At 73.0% G+C, this 14,135-nt stretch carries 13 protein-coding genes, 1 tRNA gene and 1 other RNA gene; 14 read left to right on the plus strand and 1 reads right to left on the minus strand.

Annotated features, from left to right (window positions below; genetic code table 11):
* The first annotated feature begins 1 nt into the window (after position 1).
* The 11 genes from B086_RS0110450 (at position 2) to B086_RS0110500 (ending at position 9,836) form a co-directional block, all read left to right on the plus strand.
* Entirely contained in the window at positions 2–163 is a 162-nt protein-coding gene (locus tag B086_RS0110450; RefSeq protein WP_086024198.1) for a pRL2-8, read from the plus strand.
* Positions 164–303: 140 nt separating this feature from the next.
* Entirely contained in the window at positions 304–2,430 is a 2,127-nt protein-coding gene (locus tag B086_RS0110455; RefSeq protein ID WP_026252288.1) for an FtsK/SpoIIIE domain-containing protein, read from the plus strand.
* 203 nt (positions 2,431–2,633) lie between these two features.
* Entirely contained in the window at positions 2,634–3,092 is a 459-nt protein-coding gene (locus B086_RS0110460; RefSeq protein WP_018566361.1) for a hypothetical protein, read from the plus strand.
* An 18-nt stretch (positions 3,093–3,110) separates the two neighbouring features.
* On the plus strand, positions 3,111–3,278 hold the full coding sequence (locus B086_RS44950; RefSeq protein ID WP_018566362.1) for a hypothetical protein: 168 nt from the start codon (positions 3,111–3,113) through the stop codon (positions 3,276–3,278).
* A gap of 67 nt (positions 3,279–3,345) precedes the next feature.
* Positions 3,346–4,029 carry a SpoIIE family protein phosphatase gene (locus tag B086_RS0110470; protein WP_018566363.1) on the plus strand — a complete coding sequence of 228 codons (684 nt, stop codon included), beginning with the start codon at positions 3,346–3,348 and terminating at the stop codon, positions 4,027–4,029.
* Between the two features lie 86 nt (positions 4,030–4,115).
* Complete coding sequence (locus B086_RS0110475; RefSeq protein WP_026252289.1) at positions 4,116–4,811, plus strand: DNA cytosine methyltransferase; 696 nt, start codon at positions 4,116–4,118, stop codon at positions 4,809–4,811.
* On the plus strand, positions 4,808–5,458 hold the full coding sequence (locus B086_RS0110480; RefSeq protein WP_018566365.1) for a hypothetical protein: 651 nt from the start codon (positions 4,808–4,810) through the stop codon (positions 5,456–5,458). The genes B086_RS0110475 and B086_RS0110480 overlap by 4 nt, the downstream gene beginning before the upstream one ends.
* Entirely contained in the window at positions 5,455–6,297 is an 843-nt protein-coding gene (locus B086_RS0110485; RefSeq protein ID WP_018566366.1) for a DNA primase, read from the plus strand. The genes B086_RS0110480 and B086_RS0110485 overlap by 4 nt, the downstream gene beginning before the upstream one ends.
* A 5-nt stretch (positions 6,298–6,302) precedes the next feature.
* Positions 6,303–7,778, plus strand: a complete 1,476-nt coding sequence (locus B086_RS0110490; RefSeq protein WP_018566367.1) for a hypothetical protein — start codon at positions 6,303–6,305, stop codon at positions 7,776–7,778.
* A 457-nt stretch (positions 7,779–8,235) separates the two neighbouring features.
* Positions 8,236–8,469: a helix-turn-helix domain-containing protein gene (locus B086_RS0110495; protein WP_018566368.1), complete on the plus strand. Its 234-nt coding sequence runs from the start codon at positions 8,236–8,238 to the stop codon at positions 8,467–8,469.
* Between the two features lie 80 nt (positions 8,470–8,549).
* Positions 8,550–9,836 carry a tyrosine-type recombinase/integrase gene (locus B086_RS0110500; protein WP_018566369.1) on the plus strand — a complete coding sequence of 429 codons (1,287 nt, stop codon included), beginning with the start codon at positions 8,550–8,552 and terminating at the stop codon, positions 9,834–9,836.
* A 62-nt stretch (positions 9,837–9,898) separates the two neighbouring features.
* Here the strand turns inward: B086_RS0110500 and B086_RS0110505 are convergent.
* Positions 9,899–9,986: transfer RNA gene (locus B086_RS0110505), tRNA-Ser, on the minus strand.
* A gap of 72 nt (positions 9,987–10,058) precedes the next feature.
* Between B086_RS0110505 and ffs the strand changes: the two genes are divergently transcribed.
* From ffs to purD, 3 genes are all read left to right on the plus strand, one after another.
* Positions 10,059–10,155: signal recognition particle sRNA small type (ffs, locus tag B086_RS42235), an RNA gene on the plus strand.
* Between the two features lie 59 nt (positions 10,156–10,214).
* A complete protein-coding gene (locus B086_RS0110510; protein ID WP_018566370.1) occupies positions 10,215–12,668 on the plus strand; it encodes a DNA polymerase III subunit gamma and tau in 2,454 nt (817 codons plus the stop codon).
* A 140-nt stretch (positions 12,669–12,808) separates the two neighbouring features.
* Positions 12,809–14,062: a phosphoribosylamine--glycine ligase gene (purD, locus tag B086_RS0110515; RefSeq protein ID WP_018566371.1), complete on the plus strand. Its 1,254-nt coding sequence runs from the start codon at positions 12,809–12,811 to the stop codon at positions 14,060–14,062.
* The last annotated feature ends 73 nt before the right edge of the window (positions 14,063–14,135 follow it).

Below are 14,135 nucleotides of genomic sequence, written 5' to 3' on the forward strand. Positions count from 1 at the left end.
CATGGTCACGCCGCCGGGTGAGTGCCCGCAGTGCTGGCAGCACGCCCACGACCGGAGCATCCACCGCAGGCTCAAGCCGCGCGAGGACTGCCCGCAGTGCGTGGACCATATGCGCAACGGCCACCCGTACCTCGTCCCCGGGAAGCGGTCCCGCTGGTGGTGACCGCGCCCGCCCGCGCCGCCGGTCCCGCCGCCTGAGCCCGCGCGGCCGCGCATGTCTCGATCGCCCGGGGCCGCCACGGCTGCCCCGGGCCCCTCATCTTCCGCCCCCTTGGCTGGGGGCAGTCTGGAGTGTGTTCCGTCATGAGCGGAACCGTCGTTCACCTGCACAAAACCCCCGATCCCTCCCAGGAATCTGCCCGTCCGGACCTGACCGTGGTCCCCGACCCGCCCGCCGCACCGGCCGTGCCCCTGTGGGTGCGCTCCGGACGTACGGTCCGCGCCGCCGTCACGCACGAGAACACCCGCACGGCCGCCCGCCTCATGGTCCGCCACGGTCTCTACGTCGCCGGCGGGGCCCGGATCGTCGCGAAGCGGACGTGGGACGGCCGCACCGCTGCCCGGTACGAGCGGATGCTGCGTGCGGCTGAAGCCGCGGGCAACTACGAGGCGGCGGCGGAGTGGGAGGAGCGCGGGCAGCGCTACCGCGAGGCCCGCCACCGGCGCCGTATGGATCTGCTGCACTCCCCGCTCGCCGCCGCCAAGGGCGCCGCTGTCGGCACCGGCGCCGGGATCGGCGGCCTGGTCCTGCTCGGCGTCGCCCTGGCCGTCGCCACCAAGGACCCGGCCGAGGTGGTCACGCCGCTCATGGCCGTGGTCGAGTTCATCAGCCTCATGGTCACGATCGTGCGGGTGGTGTGGGGGCCGCTCATCTCGGTCGGCCCGTTCCTGGCGCTGCTGGCCCTGTGGGCGGTGGGCAGCAAGCAGCAGGCCGCCCCGCAGTGGGCCCTGCCCGCCCACGCCCGGACGGGGGNGGGCGAGCCGATCACGCCGTCGATCGTGGTCAAGGCCCTGCGCGACCTCGGCGTCCCCGCGCTGCGCAAGGCCATCAAGGAGATGGGCGACGCCGGCGCCGCCATGCTCGGCCCCATCACCATCGCCGGATGCGGCGTGGAAGTCGACGTGACGCTTCCCTCGGGGGTGTCCACGAACGAGGTGCAGGGGCGGCGGCGCAAGCTCGCGGAGAACCTGAGCAGGCATGAGCACGAGGTGTTCATCACCATCCCCCAGGCCGCCCGCACGGTGCGCCTGTGGGTCGCGGACTCTGGGGCGCTGGATGAGCCGATCGGCCCGTCCCCGCTGGTCACCGACGAGAGCGCGACCGCGAACTACAAGACGGGTAAGGCGCCGTGGGGGCGGACGCTGCGCGGGGACGCGGCCGAGCTGAGCGTGTATCAGCGCCACCTGCTCGTCACCGGCCGCTCCAACCAGGGCAAGACCGCCGCCCTGCGGGCCCTGGCCCTGTGGCTGGCCCTGGACCGATCCGTTCAGTTCTGGATCGCCGACCTCAAGGGCGTGGGCGACTGGAGCATGTTCGACGGCATCGCCCAAGTCCTCATCGAGGGTCCCTCGGACGACCACGTGATCCAGGCGACCGAGATGGTCGAGGCCGCCGTGGAGGAGATGAACCGGCGCATCGAGATCCGCCGCACCGACCCGGCCGCCGTGTTCGATCCGCTGATCGTGAACGTGGACGAGGCACAGGTGGCGTTCATGTGCCCGGTCGTCGGCGACGACAAGCGGCCCTACGGCGGCGCCAAGGCCACCTCCCGCTATTTCATGGCCGTCCGCAAGATCAACAACCAGGGGCGGGCGGTCGACGTGCTGATGTGGCAGGGCACCCAGGACCCCACCGACCAGAATCTCCCCAAGCTGGTCCGCGAGGGCGCCCACACCCGCGCCTCCCTCGTGCTGGGCACCGAGTCACAGTCCCGGATGGCGCTGGGCGACAAGGCCGTCGATGACGGCGCCGCCCCGCACCTGCTGCGGCAAGGGCTGGACAAGGGCACCCTGGTGGTCGCCTCAGACGGCATCGAGATGCCGGCGGGCCAGTCCTCCATCACGGTCCGCACGCACTTCATCGGCGACGAGGCGGCCGCCGAGATCGCCGCACGGGCCAAGGCCCTGCGCGACGGCGTCACCACCCTGCGCCTCGTCGAACCGGGCGAGGAGCGCGACGCGCTCGCCGACATCGCCACCGTCATCGGTGACGCGCCCCGGCTGCGGACCAACGAAGTCCTCAAGCGGCTGCACTCCCTGGCCCCGCAGGTCTACGGCGACCAGTGGACCAACGACCGGCTCAAGAGCCTGCTGGAAGAGCACGGCGAGGAGCCGAAGAAGTCCCACGGCGTCATGGTCATCCACCGCGATCACGTCCTGCGGGCCCTCGCCAACCGCGATGAGAACGGTTCCGCTTCTGCCGCCGAGTAGCGGGGAGGCACCACCGTCCGGCCCGGGGAGGCAGGGAGAACTCCCCAACCCCCTCCCCGGACCGCCTCCCCCGCGTTGATCAGCGAAAACGCCATTTCGGGGAGGCGGGGAGGCACCCCAGCCCAGGGCCCTGAAACCCCTCCAGAAGCCTCCCGGCAGGGTGTCCCCCCGCCTCCCCCGACCCGTACCGGAAGGGATTCCGCATGCACCCCGAACCCGCACCCCACCCGCCCGTCATCCGGGCCCCGCAGGTCCACCGGCCGACCCCGTTCCCACCCGCCGTCACCGTCCCGGCGCCGCTCGTCGCCGTGCAGCCGGAACAGGTTCCGGCGGTGGCGAGCATCGTCCTGCCGGACGGCCGCGTCATCACCGGCTACGCCGTCAACCCCACCCAGCCGGCCGCCGCGCCCCCGGCCGTCTCCCGCACCGCCGTGAACGTCGCCCTCGCCGGCGTCGGGTTCGGCGCGGTGTGCGGGGGGCTGTTCCTGCTGACCGCGTTCATCGCCGCCCTCACCGCGTTCATCACCCAGCTCATCATCCTCGCCGCCGTCGTCTTCGGCGGCTGGATCGCCGTCCAGGCCCTCGGCACGGGCGGGCACCGGGGCGGGACCACGGTGAACATCCGGCGCGCGGTCTTCAAGCGCAACCACTTCCACGGCTGACCACGACAGGAGACCCATATGTCCGACGAAGAGCAGTACTGCGACGAGTGCGCGTCCTACGGATGCCCCGGTCACGAGCTGTGCGACGAGTGCTCGGGCGACATCTGCAACGAGTGCGGCGGCTGCGACTGCCCTGACTCCGTCTGCCCCGGCTACATCGCCCACTCCACCGGCACCGACCTCTAGCCCCGCCGCACACCGCACGGCGGGGCCCACGACGCCCCCTTCTCAGCGCATCTCGGAGGAGAGATCTTTGATCCGCACTGGAATCGCCACCCGCGAGGGCACCGCCATGGACAACGCTGACGCCGCCAAGGTCTACCGGCTGGCCGACGGCACGGTCGGGGCCGCCGTCGTCGACGGCATCGGCCACGGCCCGCACACCTCCGCCACCGCACCCCTGCTCGCCGAAACGGCTGCCCGCATCTCCGCGCGCCGCGGACCGCTCGCCGGACTCCTCACCGCCTCCGAGCTGATCGCCGACCCGGGCGCTGATGGTGCCGAGGCCGACGCCGTCGCCGTCGCCGCCCGCGCCATCCCCGACGACGACGTCCTCGTCGTCAACTGGACCGGCGACGCCCACGCGTACGGCTGGAACGGCACACGGCTGAACCTGTACACCGACGACCACACCGTCGGCGCCCAACTCCGCGCAAACGGCGTCGCACTGGAGATCTCCCGCCAACACGACAACTGGCTGCGCACCTCGCTCGCGCGGGCCAGCATCGGCACCGTCTACACCGCCGGGATCAGAGACCGCCTGGTCGTGCTCACCTCGGACGGCGCCCACGACCAGATCCCGCCCGAGGAGATGGCGGCCCTCGTGCGCCGGCACGCCGACGACCCGCAGGCCCTCGCCGACGCCATCGTCGGCGCGGCCCGTACCGGCCGGGACGGCTACCGCGACGACGCTACCGCCATCGTCATCCACCGCTAACCGCACGGCCAAGGGCGGCCCCCCATCACGCCAATGAATCGGGGCCGCCCTTGCTTCCACCCAACTGAACAGTGGAGGTCTCCAGCATGACGCAACCCACCCCCGTCCGGCGAGTGCGCGTCCACCGGCCGCGCCTGCTGGACCTGTTCTGCTGCCAGGGCGGCGCCGCGAAGGGCTACGCGGATGCCGGGTTCGACGTGACCGGCGTCGACATCGCCCCGCAGCCCCGCTACCCGTACCGGTTCGTCCAGGCCGACGCCATCGCGTTCGTCCTCGCCCACGGTGCGGAGTTCGACTTCATCCACGCGTCCCCGCCGTGCCAGCACGACACCGCATGCCAGCGCATCCAGGGCAACGCCCACCCCGACCTCATCGCCCCCGCCCGCACCGCTCTGGAGGTGGCTGGGCGGCCGTGGGTGCTGGAGAACGTGGGCGGCGCCCTGCCCAAGCTGCACAGCCCGGTCATGCTGTGCGGGCAGATGTTCGGCCTGGCGAACTACCGGCACCGGTTCTTCGAGCCCGGCGGCGGCTTCACCCCCGCCCAGCCCGCCCACCCCGTGCACCTGGTCCCGCAGGCCAAGATGGGCCGCCCCGTCCCGCCCGGCTGGTACGGGCAGTTCGTCGGGAACTTCTCCGGCGTCGGCCTGGCCCGCCGCGTGCTGGGCGTGCCGTGGATGAACCGCGACGGCATCCGCGAATGCGTCCCCCCGGCCTACACCCAGTGGATCGGCCGCGCCGCCCTCACCCAGCTCGCCCCGGCCGTGCTGGGGGTGGCTGCGTGAGCGCGCGTGTGCTGCCGCTGCGGCGGCCGAACGGGCTGCGGCTGCTGGACCTGTGCTGCGGCGCCGGCGGCCTGTCCATGGGCTACCACCTCGCCGGCTTCGACGTGACCGGCGTCGACATCGCCCCTCAGCCGAACTACCCCTTCCCCTTCGTACAGGCGGACGGCCTGGAGTACTGCGCCCGCTACGGGCACACCTTCGACCTCATCCACGGCTCCTGGCCATGCGAGCGCTACGCCACCGTCACCAGGTGGCGCGGCAACCCCGAAGACCACCCCGACCTGGTCGGCCCCGGGCGGGAGGTCATGCAGGCCACCGGCCGGCCGTGGGTGATGGAGAACGTGCCCGAGACCGCCGCCGCGGGCATCCTGCGGCCGGACTACCTGCTGTGCGGCACCCAGTTCGGGCTCCCCGTCCGCCGCCACCGCGCCTTCGAGACGTCGTGGGGCGGGGGCGGGGACCTGGTCCCGCCCTGCTGGCACCGCCCCGGCCTGCTCGCCTTCGCGCACAAGGGCGAACGCGCCTACGCCGACGCCATGGGCTGCACCTGGATGACCAACCGGGAAGCCCGCAAGGCCGTACCCCCCGCCTACACCCGCTGGATCGCCACCCAGTTCCTCACCCAGAACGGGAGGGCCGCCGCATGAACGAGGACCTGATGCGCACCGCGCTCGCCCTTGCCGCGTCCCGGGTCCCGGTCCTGCCGCTGCGGGTGGGCAAGGTTCCCTTCGGCAACTGCCGCCGCTGCACCGGCAACGCGTGCGGCGGCCGGCCGAACATGAAGACCCCGGGCCCCTGCGCCTGCCCCGGCGTCTGCCACGCCTGGGCCGCAGCCACCACCGACCCGCACGTCCTCACCTCCCCGGCCTGGTCGGCCGCGTGGCGGCGGGCCGCCACGGTCGCCTACCACCCCGGCGCCGTCGGGCTGACCGTGGTCGACCTGGACGACACGGCGGCCATCGACTGGGCCCGCGCCACCCTGCCTCCCACCCGGACCGTGCCCACGACGCGCGGTGAGCACTGGATCTACCGGGGCACCATGACGTCCCACAACGGCGTGCGGCCCGGGGTCGATATCAAGTCGACCATGTCCTACGCCCGGTGGCTCGGCCCCGGCGCCGGTCGCATGGCCGCCCTGCCGGACTCCGTGCGTGCTCTGGCCGTGAAGGAGCCCGCCCCGGCCCGTCCGGCGCCGCACGCCGGCGCCGGGCCCGCACTGGCCGGTGGCGGGGAGTGCCCGCACCGTACGCCCGCCTATCTCGCCCGGGGGATCGCCATGGCGGAGCAGCGCATCACCGCGGCGTCCAGCGCCGTGCACGCGACCGTGTACCGCACGTTCCTGGCGGTGCTGTCGACACACGGCCGGTGCGGCTGCCTCACCGACACCCACATCGGACGGCTGTTCGCCGCCGCGCAGGCCAAGGGCGAGACGGCGCGGCACTGCGCCGAGGCGTGGGCCAATGCCCGTGCGGCGCTGGGGATGTGAGCGGCGTGTCCGAGGACGACAAGCCCCCGGCGCGGCAGGTCATCACCGACTACGCGCAGTCCCACTTCCGGTACTTCCGGACCATCGACGGGACCGTGTACGCCCAGCGCACCGGCCACCCCGTGGCCCGCCCCATCCGCTCCCAGGGCACCAGCGGGAGCCACCGCCAGGAACTCATGGTCGGCCTCTTCCGTGACGGGGTCGGCGTCTTCAACGGAACCGCCCTCAAGGAGGCGCTGGACTTGATCGAAGCACTCGCCCTCAGCCAGCCCGTACAGCCCACCCACATCCGCGTCGCCCCCGGCTTCGACGGCGCCACCTGGCTCGACCTGGGCCGTGACGACGGCCGGTCCGTCCGCATCCACCCCACCGGCTGGGACATCCGCGTCCCCGACCCCGAAGAGGTCTGCTGGCGGCGCACCCAGCTCACCGGCGAACTGCCCCTGCCGGCCAAGGACACCAACGGCAAGGGCCTGGACCTGCTCCTCCGGCTCTGCAACTTCGCCGACGCCAGGACCGAGGCCCTGGCCATCGCCTGGCTCATCGGCTGCCTCGAACCCTCCGTGCCCGTCCCCGCGCCATTCCTGACCGGCCCGCAGGGAGCGGGCAAGTCGACCGGCGGCCGGATGCTCATCAGGGTCATCGAGGGCATGACCGGCGACCTGCGCCGCGCCCCCAAAGACGAAGAGAACATGATCACCGCCGTGGCCGCCGGATGGATCACCGCCCTGGACAACCTCTCCCACCTCCCCCCGGACCTGTCCGACCTGATGTGCTGCGTCATCACCGGCGCCGAGAGCATCAAGCGCGCCCTGTTCACCGACGGCGACGTGGTCCGCTCCCGCTACCGCCGGCCGATGCTGCTCACCGGAATCGACGTCGGCGTCATCCGTCCCGACCTGGCCGAACGGCTCCTGACCCTGCGCCTGGAGCGGCCCCGCGTGCGGCGCACCGAGGCGGAGCTGTGGACGGAGTACGCCGAGATCCTGCCCGCCGTCCTCGGCTCCCTGCTCGACCTGACCGTCAAGGTCCGGGCGATGCAGGCCGAGACACCGACCGATCTGCGGATGGCGGACTTCGCCCACCTGTGCGCGCAGCTCGACGCGGCCACCGGCTTCGGGACGCTGGCCGCCTACCGCGCCAGCCTGGACGACCTGAACGACGACGTGATCGAAGGCGACCTGCTGGCGCAGACGGTCCTCCAGCGCGCCGAGGAACTGGCACCCGGTGAGGACGTGCGGATGACGTCGGCAGAGTGGCTGCACGCCCTCACCGGCCTCTACAGCGGCGAGGACTGCCGCCCCCTGCCCAAGGGCTGGCCCACCACGGGCAAGGTCCTCTCCGACCGGCTGAGGCGCATCCAGCCCACCCTCGCCGCGCGCGGGGTCCTGGTCGACTGGGGCCGCACCAGCGCCGCCCGCTACATCGAGATCACCCGCCAAGCCCCACCCGCCGAGCACGAGCAGCAGCCCGCGTTCTGACCGCCGCCCGGCAGGCGGACAAGCAAGAGGAGCACACCCGGCCGCGGGTGCTCCTCTTGCTGTTCCGGCGGCGACAGCCGCCCTGCACGAGTCGCGCCGCGAAGCGGCTCGTTCTTCAAGCCCTGAGAGACGACGCACCACCACAGAATTACCCCTTCCTTTGTCTTAAGAAGGGAAGACCTGCGTCACTACGTCACCACAGGCCCGGCACACGGCCCCTGAACAGCGGCAACAGAGGGTGACGCAGACGGCGGAACCTGCGTCATCTCGCGTCACCCGCGTCACCCCATGACGAGAGCCCGTGTCACCTGTGACGCAGTCCCCGCTCGGCCGCGTCACCGAAACCCGCAGGTCAGAGACCTGATTGACGCAGGTGACGCGATGACGCAGAAATCCCCGCTTCGGACACACGCGCACACAGCACCGGCCCCCGAGGACTGCCCACAGGAGCTCCCACATGAGCGTCACCGACCTGGACACCGCCCGACTCGCCAAGGCCAATGGTCCGGTCCCCGTTCTCCTGACGGTCGAAGAGGCCGCCCGCTGCCTCCGCATCGGCCGCACCACCTGCTATGCCCTCATCCGCACCGGAGATCTGGAGTCCCTGACCATCGGTGGACTCCGACGCGTCCCCGCCGATGCCCCCGCCGCCTACCTCGCCCGCCGCCGCACCGAGCAGCGCGCCGCCTGATCGCACTGTTTTGGAGCGCCGCCCGGCAGTCGGGCGGCGCTCCAAGCCTGTCTGCCTTGCACCGACCGGAGGAACTGCCAGTGGCAGAGGAGAAGAAGCGTACTCGCCGGGCCAACGGCGAATCGGCCCTTTACCTGGGCAAGGACGGGCGCTGGCACGCCCGTGTCCCGATGGGCTACAAGGACAACGGGGAGCCGTACCGTCGGCACCTGACCCGGCCCACGCGCAAGGAGTTGGTTGACGAGGTCCGGCGCTTGGAGAAGCAGCGCGACGAAGGGTCGGCGCGCCAGCCCGGAAAGCCGTGGACGGTGGCGAAGTGGCTTGAGCACTGGGTCGAGAACATCGCCAAGCCCGTCGTGAGCGAGAACACGTACGACGGGTACGAGGTGGCGGTCCGGGTGCACCTGGTGCCGGGCATCGGTAGGCACCGCATCGATCGCTTGGAGCCTGAACACCTGGAGAGCCTGTACCGCCGGATGCAGAGCGCCGGCAGCAAGGCAGGCACCGCCCACCAGGTTCATCGGACGGCCCGTACGGCACTGGGGGAAGCGGTCCGGCGTGGCCACGCGGCGAAGAACGCTGCCGCCCTCGCGAAGCCTCCCCGGATGGAAGAGGACGAGACGGAGGTAGAGCCCTACTCGGTCGATGAGGTGCAGAGCCTCCTGCTCGAAGTGAACAAGCGCCGGAACAGTGCCCGCTGGATGCTGGCCCTGGCGCTCGGACTGCGGCAGGGCGAGACGCTCGGACTGCGGTGGTCCGACGTGGACCTGGCCAACGAGTACCTGAAGCTTCGCCGGAACCGGCTGCGACCGAAGTACGAGCACGGGTGCGGTGAGGCGGCACCGTGCGGCCGGAAGGCCGGCTACTGCCCGGCCCGGGTGCAGGTGCGGCGCGAAACGAAGAACACGAAGTCACGCGCCGGGCGTCGCGCCGTGCCCCTCCCGGGCCCGCTGGTCGTGATGCTCCGTTCCCACAGAGAGGCGCAGGCCCGGGAGCGTGCGGCGGCGGGGAACCTGTGGACCGAGTCCGAGTCTGAGTACGTGTTCACCAAGCCGTTGGGCGGTCCGCTCAGCCCGAACACGGACTATCACGACTGGAAGCGGCTACTGGAAGACGCCGGCGTCCGGGACGGGCGTCTGCACGACGCACGGCACACCGCGGGCACCGTGCTCATGCTGCTCGGGGTGCCAGACCGGGTCATCGACCAGATCATGGGATGGGAGCCGGGCGGCGCCGCCCGGATGCGGGCGCGGTACCTGCACGTGACCGATCCCATGCTCAAGGAAGCGGCCCGGAAGATCGAGCGCGCCATCTGGGGAGCCCCGGAAAACCCCGCTGTGGACAAAGACCAGGACAACGAGGTCTGAGGACAACGTCGAAGGGCCCCCTGTTTCCAGGGGGCCCTTCGACATCGTGCCCGGTGAGGCACTGGCGGAGGATACGAGATTCGAACTCGTGAGGGGTTGCCCCCAACACGCTTTCCAAGCGTGCGCCCTAGGCCTCTAGGCGAATCCTCCGCTGGGAACATTACATGACGCGGAGGAGTGCTCGCGAACTCGTTCTCGGCCCCCGGGATCGGGTAGTCTTTCGGCAGCCCCTCACGCGGCGCTATCTGACTGAACTCCCCCAGGGCCGGAAGGCAGCAAGGGTAGGTCGGCTCTGGCGGGTGCGTGGGGGGCCCTTGCGTGGGTGGGCGGATCCGCGGGCCACGCCGGTTGTCGGTGGGCGCCTATAACCTCGTATGCGTGTCGTCTCTCGCGCTGTACCGCCGCTACCGACCGGAGTCCTTCGCCGAGGTCATCGGGCAGGAGCATGTCACCGACCCGTTGCAGCAGGCGCTGCGGAACAACCGGGTCAATCACGCGTATCTGTTCAGCGGTCCGCGCGGCTGCGGCAAGACGACCAGCGCACGCATCCTCGCCCGCTGCCTGAACTGCGAGAACGGCCCGACGCCCACGCCCTGCGGCGTGTGCGACTCCTGCCGTGACCTGGCGCGCAACGGTCCCGGCTCCATCGACGTCATCGAGATCGACGCCGCGTCGCACGGCGGTGTGGACGACGCCCGCGACCTGCGCGAGAAGGCGTTCTTCGGGCCCGCGCGCAGCCGGTACAAGATCTACATCATCGACGAGGCCCACATGGTCACGTCGGCCGGTTTCAACGCGCTGCTCAAGGTGGTGGAGGAGCCGCCGGAGCATCTGAAGTTCATCTTCGCCACCACGGAGCCCGAGAAGGTCATCGGGACGATCCGTTCGCGGACCCACCACTACCCCTTCCGGCTGGTGCCGCCCGGCACCCTGCGGGACTACCTGGGCGAGGTGTGCGGGAAGGAGGCCATCCCGGTCGAGGACGGCGTGCTTCCGCTGGTCGTGCGGGCCGGTGCCGGATCCGTGCGTGACTCCATGTCCGTCATGGACCAGCTGCTCGCCGCTGCGGACGAGGCCGGTGTGACGTACGCCATGGCCACCTCGCTCCTCGGGTACACGGACGGTTCCCTGCTCGACTCGGTCGTCGAGGCGTTCTCGTCCGGGGACGGCTCCGGTGCCTTCGAGGTCGTCGACCGCATCATCGAGGGCGGCAACGACCCGCGGCGCTTCGTCGCCGACCTGCTGGAGCGGCTGCGGGACCTGGTGATCCTGGCCGCCGTGCCCGACGCGGCCGAGAAGGGCCTCATCGACGCGCCCGCCGACGTGATCGAGCGCATGCAGGCCCAGGCCCGCTCCTTCGGCGCCGCCGAGCTGAGCCGCGCCGCCGACCTCGTCAACGAGGGACTGACGGAGATGCGCGGCGCCACCTCGCCCCGCCTCCAGCTCGAACTGATCTGCGCGCGCGTGCTGCTGCCCGCCGCATACGGCGACGAGCGGTCCGTGATGGCCCGCCTCGACCGCATCGAGCGCGGCGTGCACTTCAGCACCGGCGCCGGAGCCCCCGCGATGGGGTACGTGCCCGGACCCGAGGCCCACGGCGGAGCCGCCGCGACCGCCGCGGCCGGTGCCCCGGTGCCGCCCGGCGGCGGTGCGGCGGCGGCCCGCGCGGCGGTGCGGACACCGGGGCCCCAGGGGGCGACGCCCGGTGCGCCGGGGGGCCAGGAAGCGCCCGGTGGCGTCGGAGGGGCGGACGGTGCTCCCCTCGCCGCTCCTGCCGCGCCGAGCGGAGCGGCCGGGTCCGCGGGCGCCGGGGAGTACGGCCAGGGGCCCGCCGCGCCCGCCGCCGCCCGCCCCCAGCCCCAGGGAGCCCCCGCGCACGAGGTGCCGCAGGCTCCCGCCGCCTCACCGCAGCAGTCCCCGGCCCCGGCCGCCGCGCCGTCCCCGGAGGCCGCGCCCGCGTCGGCTCCCGCGGCCGCCGCGCCCGGCGCCTGGCCCACGGCGGCGCCCGCCGGAGCGGGTGCGGGATCCGGCGCCGGAGCCGGTGCCCGGCGGCCCGGCGGCTGGCCCACGGCCGCGGCACCGGGCGGCGGCCAGCCCGCGGCCCGGCCCGGCGCGGCACCGGCCCCCGCGAACACCCCGCAGACGCCCTCCGCCGCCCCCGCGCCCCAGGCCCCGGCCGTCGCCGCGCCCGCCCCGGCGGGCGGCGGGCTCGACCCGCGCCAGTTGTGGCCCAACATCCTGGAGGCGGTGAAGAACCGCCGCCGCTTCACCTGGATCCTGCTCAGCCAGAACGCGCAGGTCACCGGCTTCGACGGCACCACCCTCCAGCTCGGCTTCGTCAACGCGGGCGCCCGCGACAACTTCGCCGGCAGCGGCAGCGAGGACGTGCTGCGGCAGGCGCTGGCCGAGCAGTTCAACGTCCAGTGGAAGGTCGAGGCGGTCGTCGACCCGTCGGGCGGCGGCGCCCCCGTCCCGCAGCCCGTCGGCGGCTACGGCAGCGGGTTCGGCGGCGGCGGTGCCTTCCCCGGCGGCGGCGCGGCCCCGCAGCGTACGGCGGGCTCCCCGGCCGGATCCGCGGCTCCCGGGTCCGCCCCGGCCGCCGACCGCCCGGCCCCGGCGCGTACGGCGGCCCCGGGCCCCGGCGGCTCCCCGGCCGCGTCCCAGGCGGCCCGGCAGGCCCGGCCCGCCGCTCCCGAGCCCGCGCCCGTGGCCCCCGAGGACGACATTCCCGAGGACGACGACCCGGACCTCGACGAGTCGGCCCTGTCCGGCCACGACCTGATCGTGCGGGAGCTGGGCGCGACCGTCCTCGACGAGTACCCGACGGAGTGACGGAGCAGGAGTGGCGGGCGGCGGGGCCCCGCTGGGTCCTACGGGCCTCGCCGGCTTCGGAGGAACGTACGAGCACCTCGCTCCCGCTCCCTCGGCAACCCGCACAAGGGGGTGCCGCGCTCTGCCGTTAGGCTGACCCCGTGAAGGTCCTCGTCATCGGCGGCGGCGCTCGTGAGCACGCCCTGTGCCGTTCCCTGTCCCTCGATCCCGACGTCACCGCGCTGCACTGCGCGCCCGGCAACGCCGGTATCGCCGAGGTCGCCGAGCTGCACCAGGTCGACGCCCTCGACGGCGCGGCCGTCGCAGAGCTGGCCACCCGGCTCGGTGCCGACCTGGTGGTCGTCGGGCCCGAGGCGCCGCTGGTCGCCGGGGTCGCCGACGCCGTGCGCGAGGCGGGCATCCCGGTCTTCGGGCCGTCCGGTCAGGCCGCGCGGCTGGAGGGCTCCAAGGCGTTCGCCAAGGACGTGATGGCCGGGGCCGGCGTCCCCACGGCCCGGTCCTACGTCTGCGCCACGGCCGAGGAGACCGACGCGGCGCTCGACGCCTTCGGCGCCCCCTATGTCGTCAAGGACGACGGGCTCGCCGCCGGAAAGGGTGTCGTCGTCACCGGCGACATCGAGGCGGCCCGGACCCACGCCGCCGCCTGCGACCGGGTGGTCATCGAGGAGTATCTCGACGGCCCCGAGGTCTCCCTCTTCGCCGTCACCGACGGTGTGACGGTCCTCCCGCTCCAGCCCGCCCAGGACTTCAAGCGCGCCCTGGACGGCGACGCGGGCCCGAACACGGGCGGCATGGGCGCGTACTCCCCGCTGCCCTGGGCCGAGCCCACCCTGGTGGACGAGGTGCTGCGGACCGTCCTCCAGCCCACCGTCGACGAGCTGCGCCGCCGGGGCACCCCGTTCTCCGGGCTGCTCTACGCGGGCCTCGCGATCACCGGTCGCGGGATCCGGGTGATCGAGTTCAACGCCCGGTTCGGCGACCCGGAGACCCAGGTCGTGCTGGCCCGCCTCCGGACCCCGCTGGCGGGTGTCCTGCTGGCCGCGGCCACCGGGACCCTCGGCGACCTGGAGCCGCTGCGCTGGAGCGACGAGGCGGCCGTGACCGTGGTCGTCGCCTCGCACAACTACCCCGGCACCCCGCGCACCGGCGACCCGATCACCGGTCTCGACGAGGTGGCCGCCGAGGACGCCCCGCACGCCTACGTCCTGCACGCGGGCACCCGGCAGGAGGACGGCGCCGTGCTGAGCGCGGGCGGCCGCGTCCTGTCCGTCACGGCCGTCGGCAAGGACCTCACCGAGGCGCGCGAACGCGCGTACACGGCGGTCGGCCGCATCCGCCTCGACGGCTCCCAGTACCGCACCGACATCGCCGCCAAGGCGGCGGCGGGCGCCTAGCCAAGGGCCTCAGGCACCCTTTTCCGATGATCAGGCCCCGGACAGAATCCGGGGCCTGATCTTTGCTCTGTGT

The sequence above is a fragment of the Streptomyces sp. PsTaAH-124 genome (assembly GCF_000373685.1).
Taxonomy (GTDB): Bacteria; Actinomycetota; Actinomycetes; order Streptomycetales; family Streptomycetaceae; genus Streptomyces; species Streptomyces andamanensis.

Excerpts from the sequence above, each read along its gene's own strand:
- B086_RS0110450 (WP_086024198.1), top strand. The coding sequence starts at position 2 with ATGGTCACGCCGCCGGGTGAGTGCCCGCAGTGCTGGCAGCACGCCCAC.
- B086_RS0110460 (WP_018566361.1), top strand. The coding sequence starts at position 2,634 with ATGCACCCCGAACCCGCACCCCACCCGCCCGTCATCCGGGCCCCGCAG.
- B086_RS44950 (WP_018566362.1), top strand. The coding sequence starts at position 3,111 with ATGTCCGACGAAGAGCAGTACTGCGACGAGTGCGCGTCCTACGGATGC.
- B086_RS0110475 (WP_026252289.1), top strand. The coding sequence starts at position 4,116 with ATGACGCAACCCACCCCCGTCCGGCGAGTGCGCGTCCACCGGCCGCGC.
- B086_RS0110485 (WP_018566366.1), top strand. The coding sequence starts at position 5,455 with ATGAACGAGGACCTGATGCGCACCGCGCTCGCCCTTGCCGCGTCCCGG.
- B086_RS0110495 (WP_018566368.1), top strand. The coding sequence starts at position 8,236 with ATGAGCGTCACCGACCTGGACACCGCCCGACTCGCCAAGGCCAATGGT.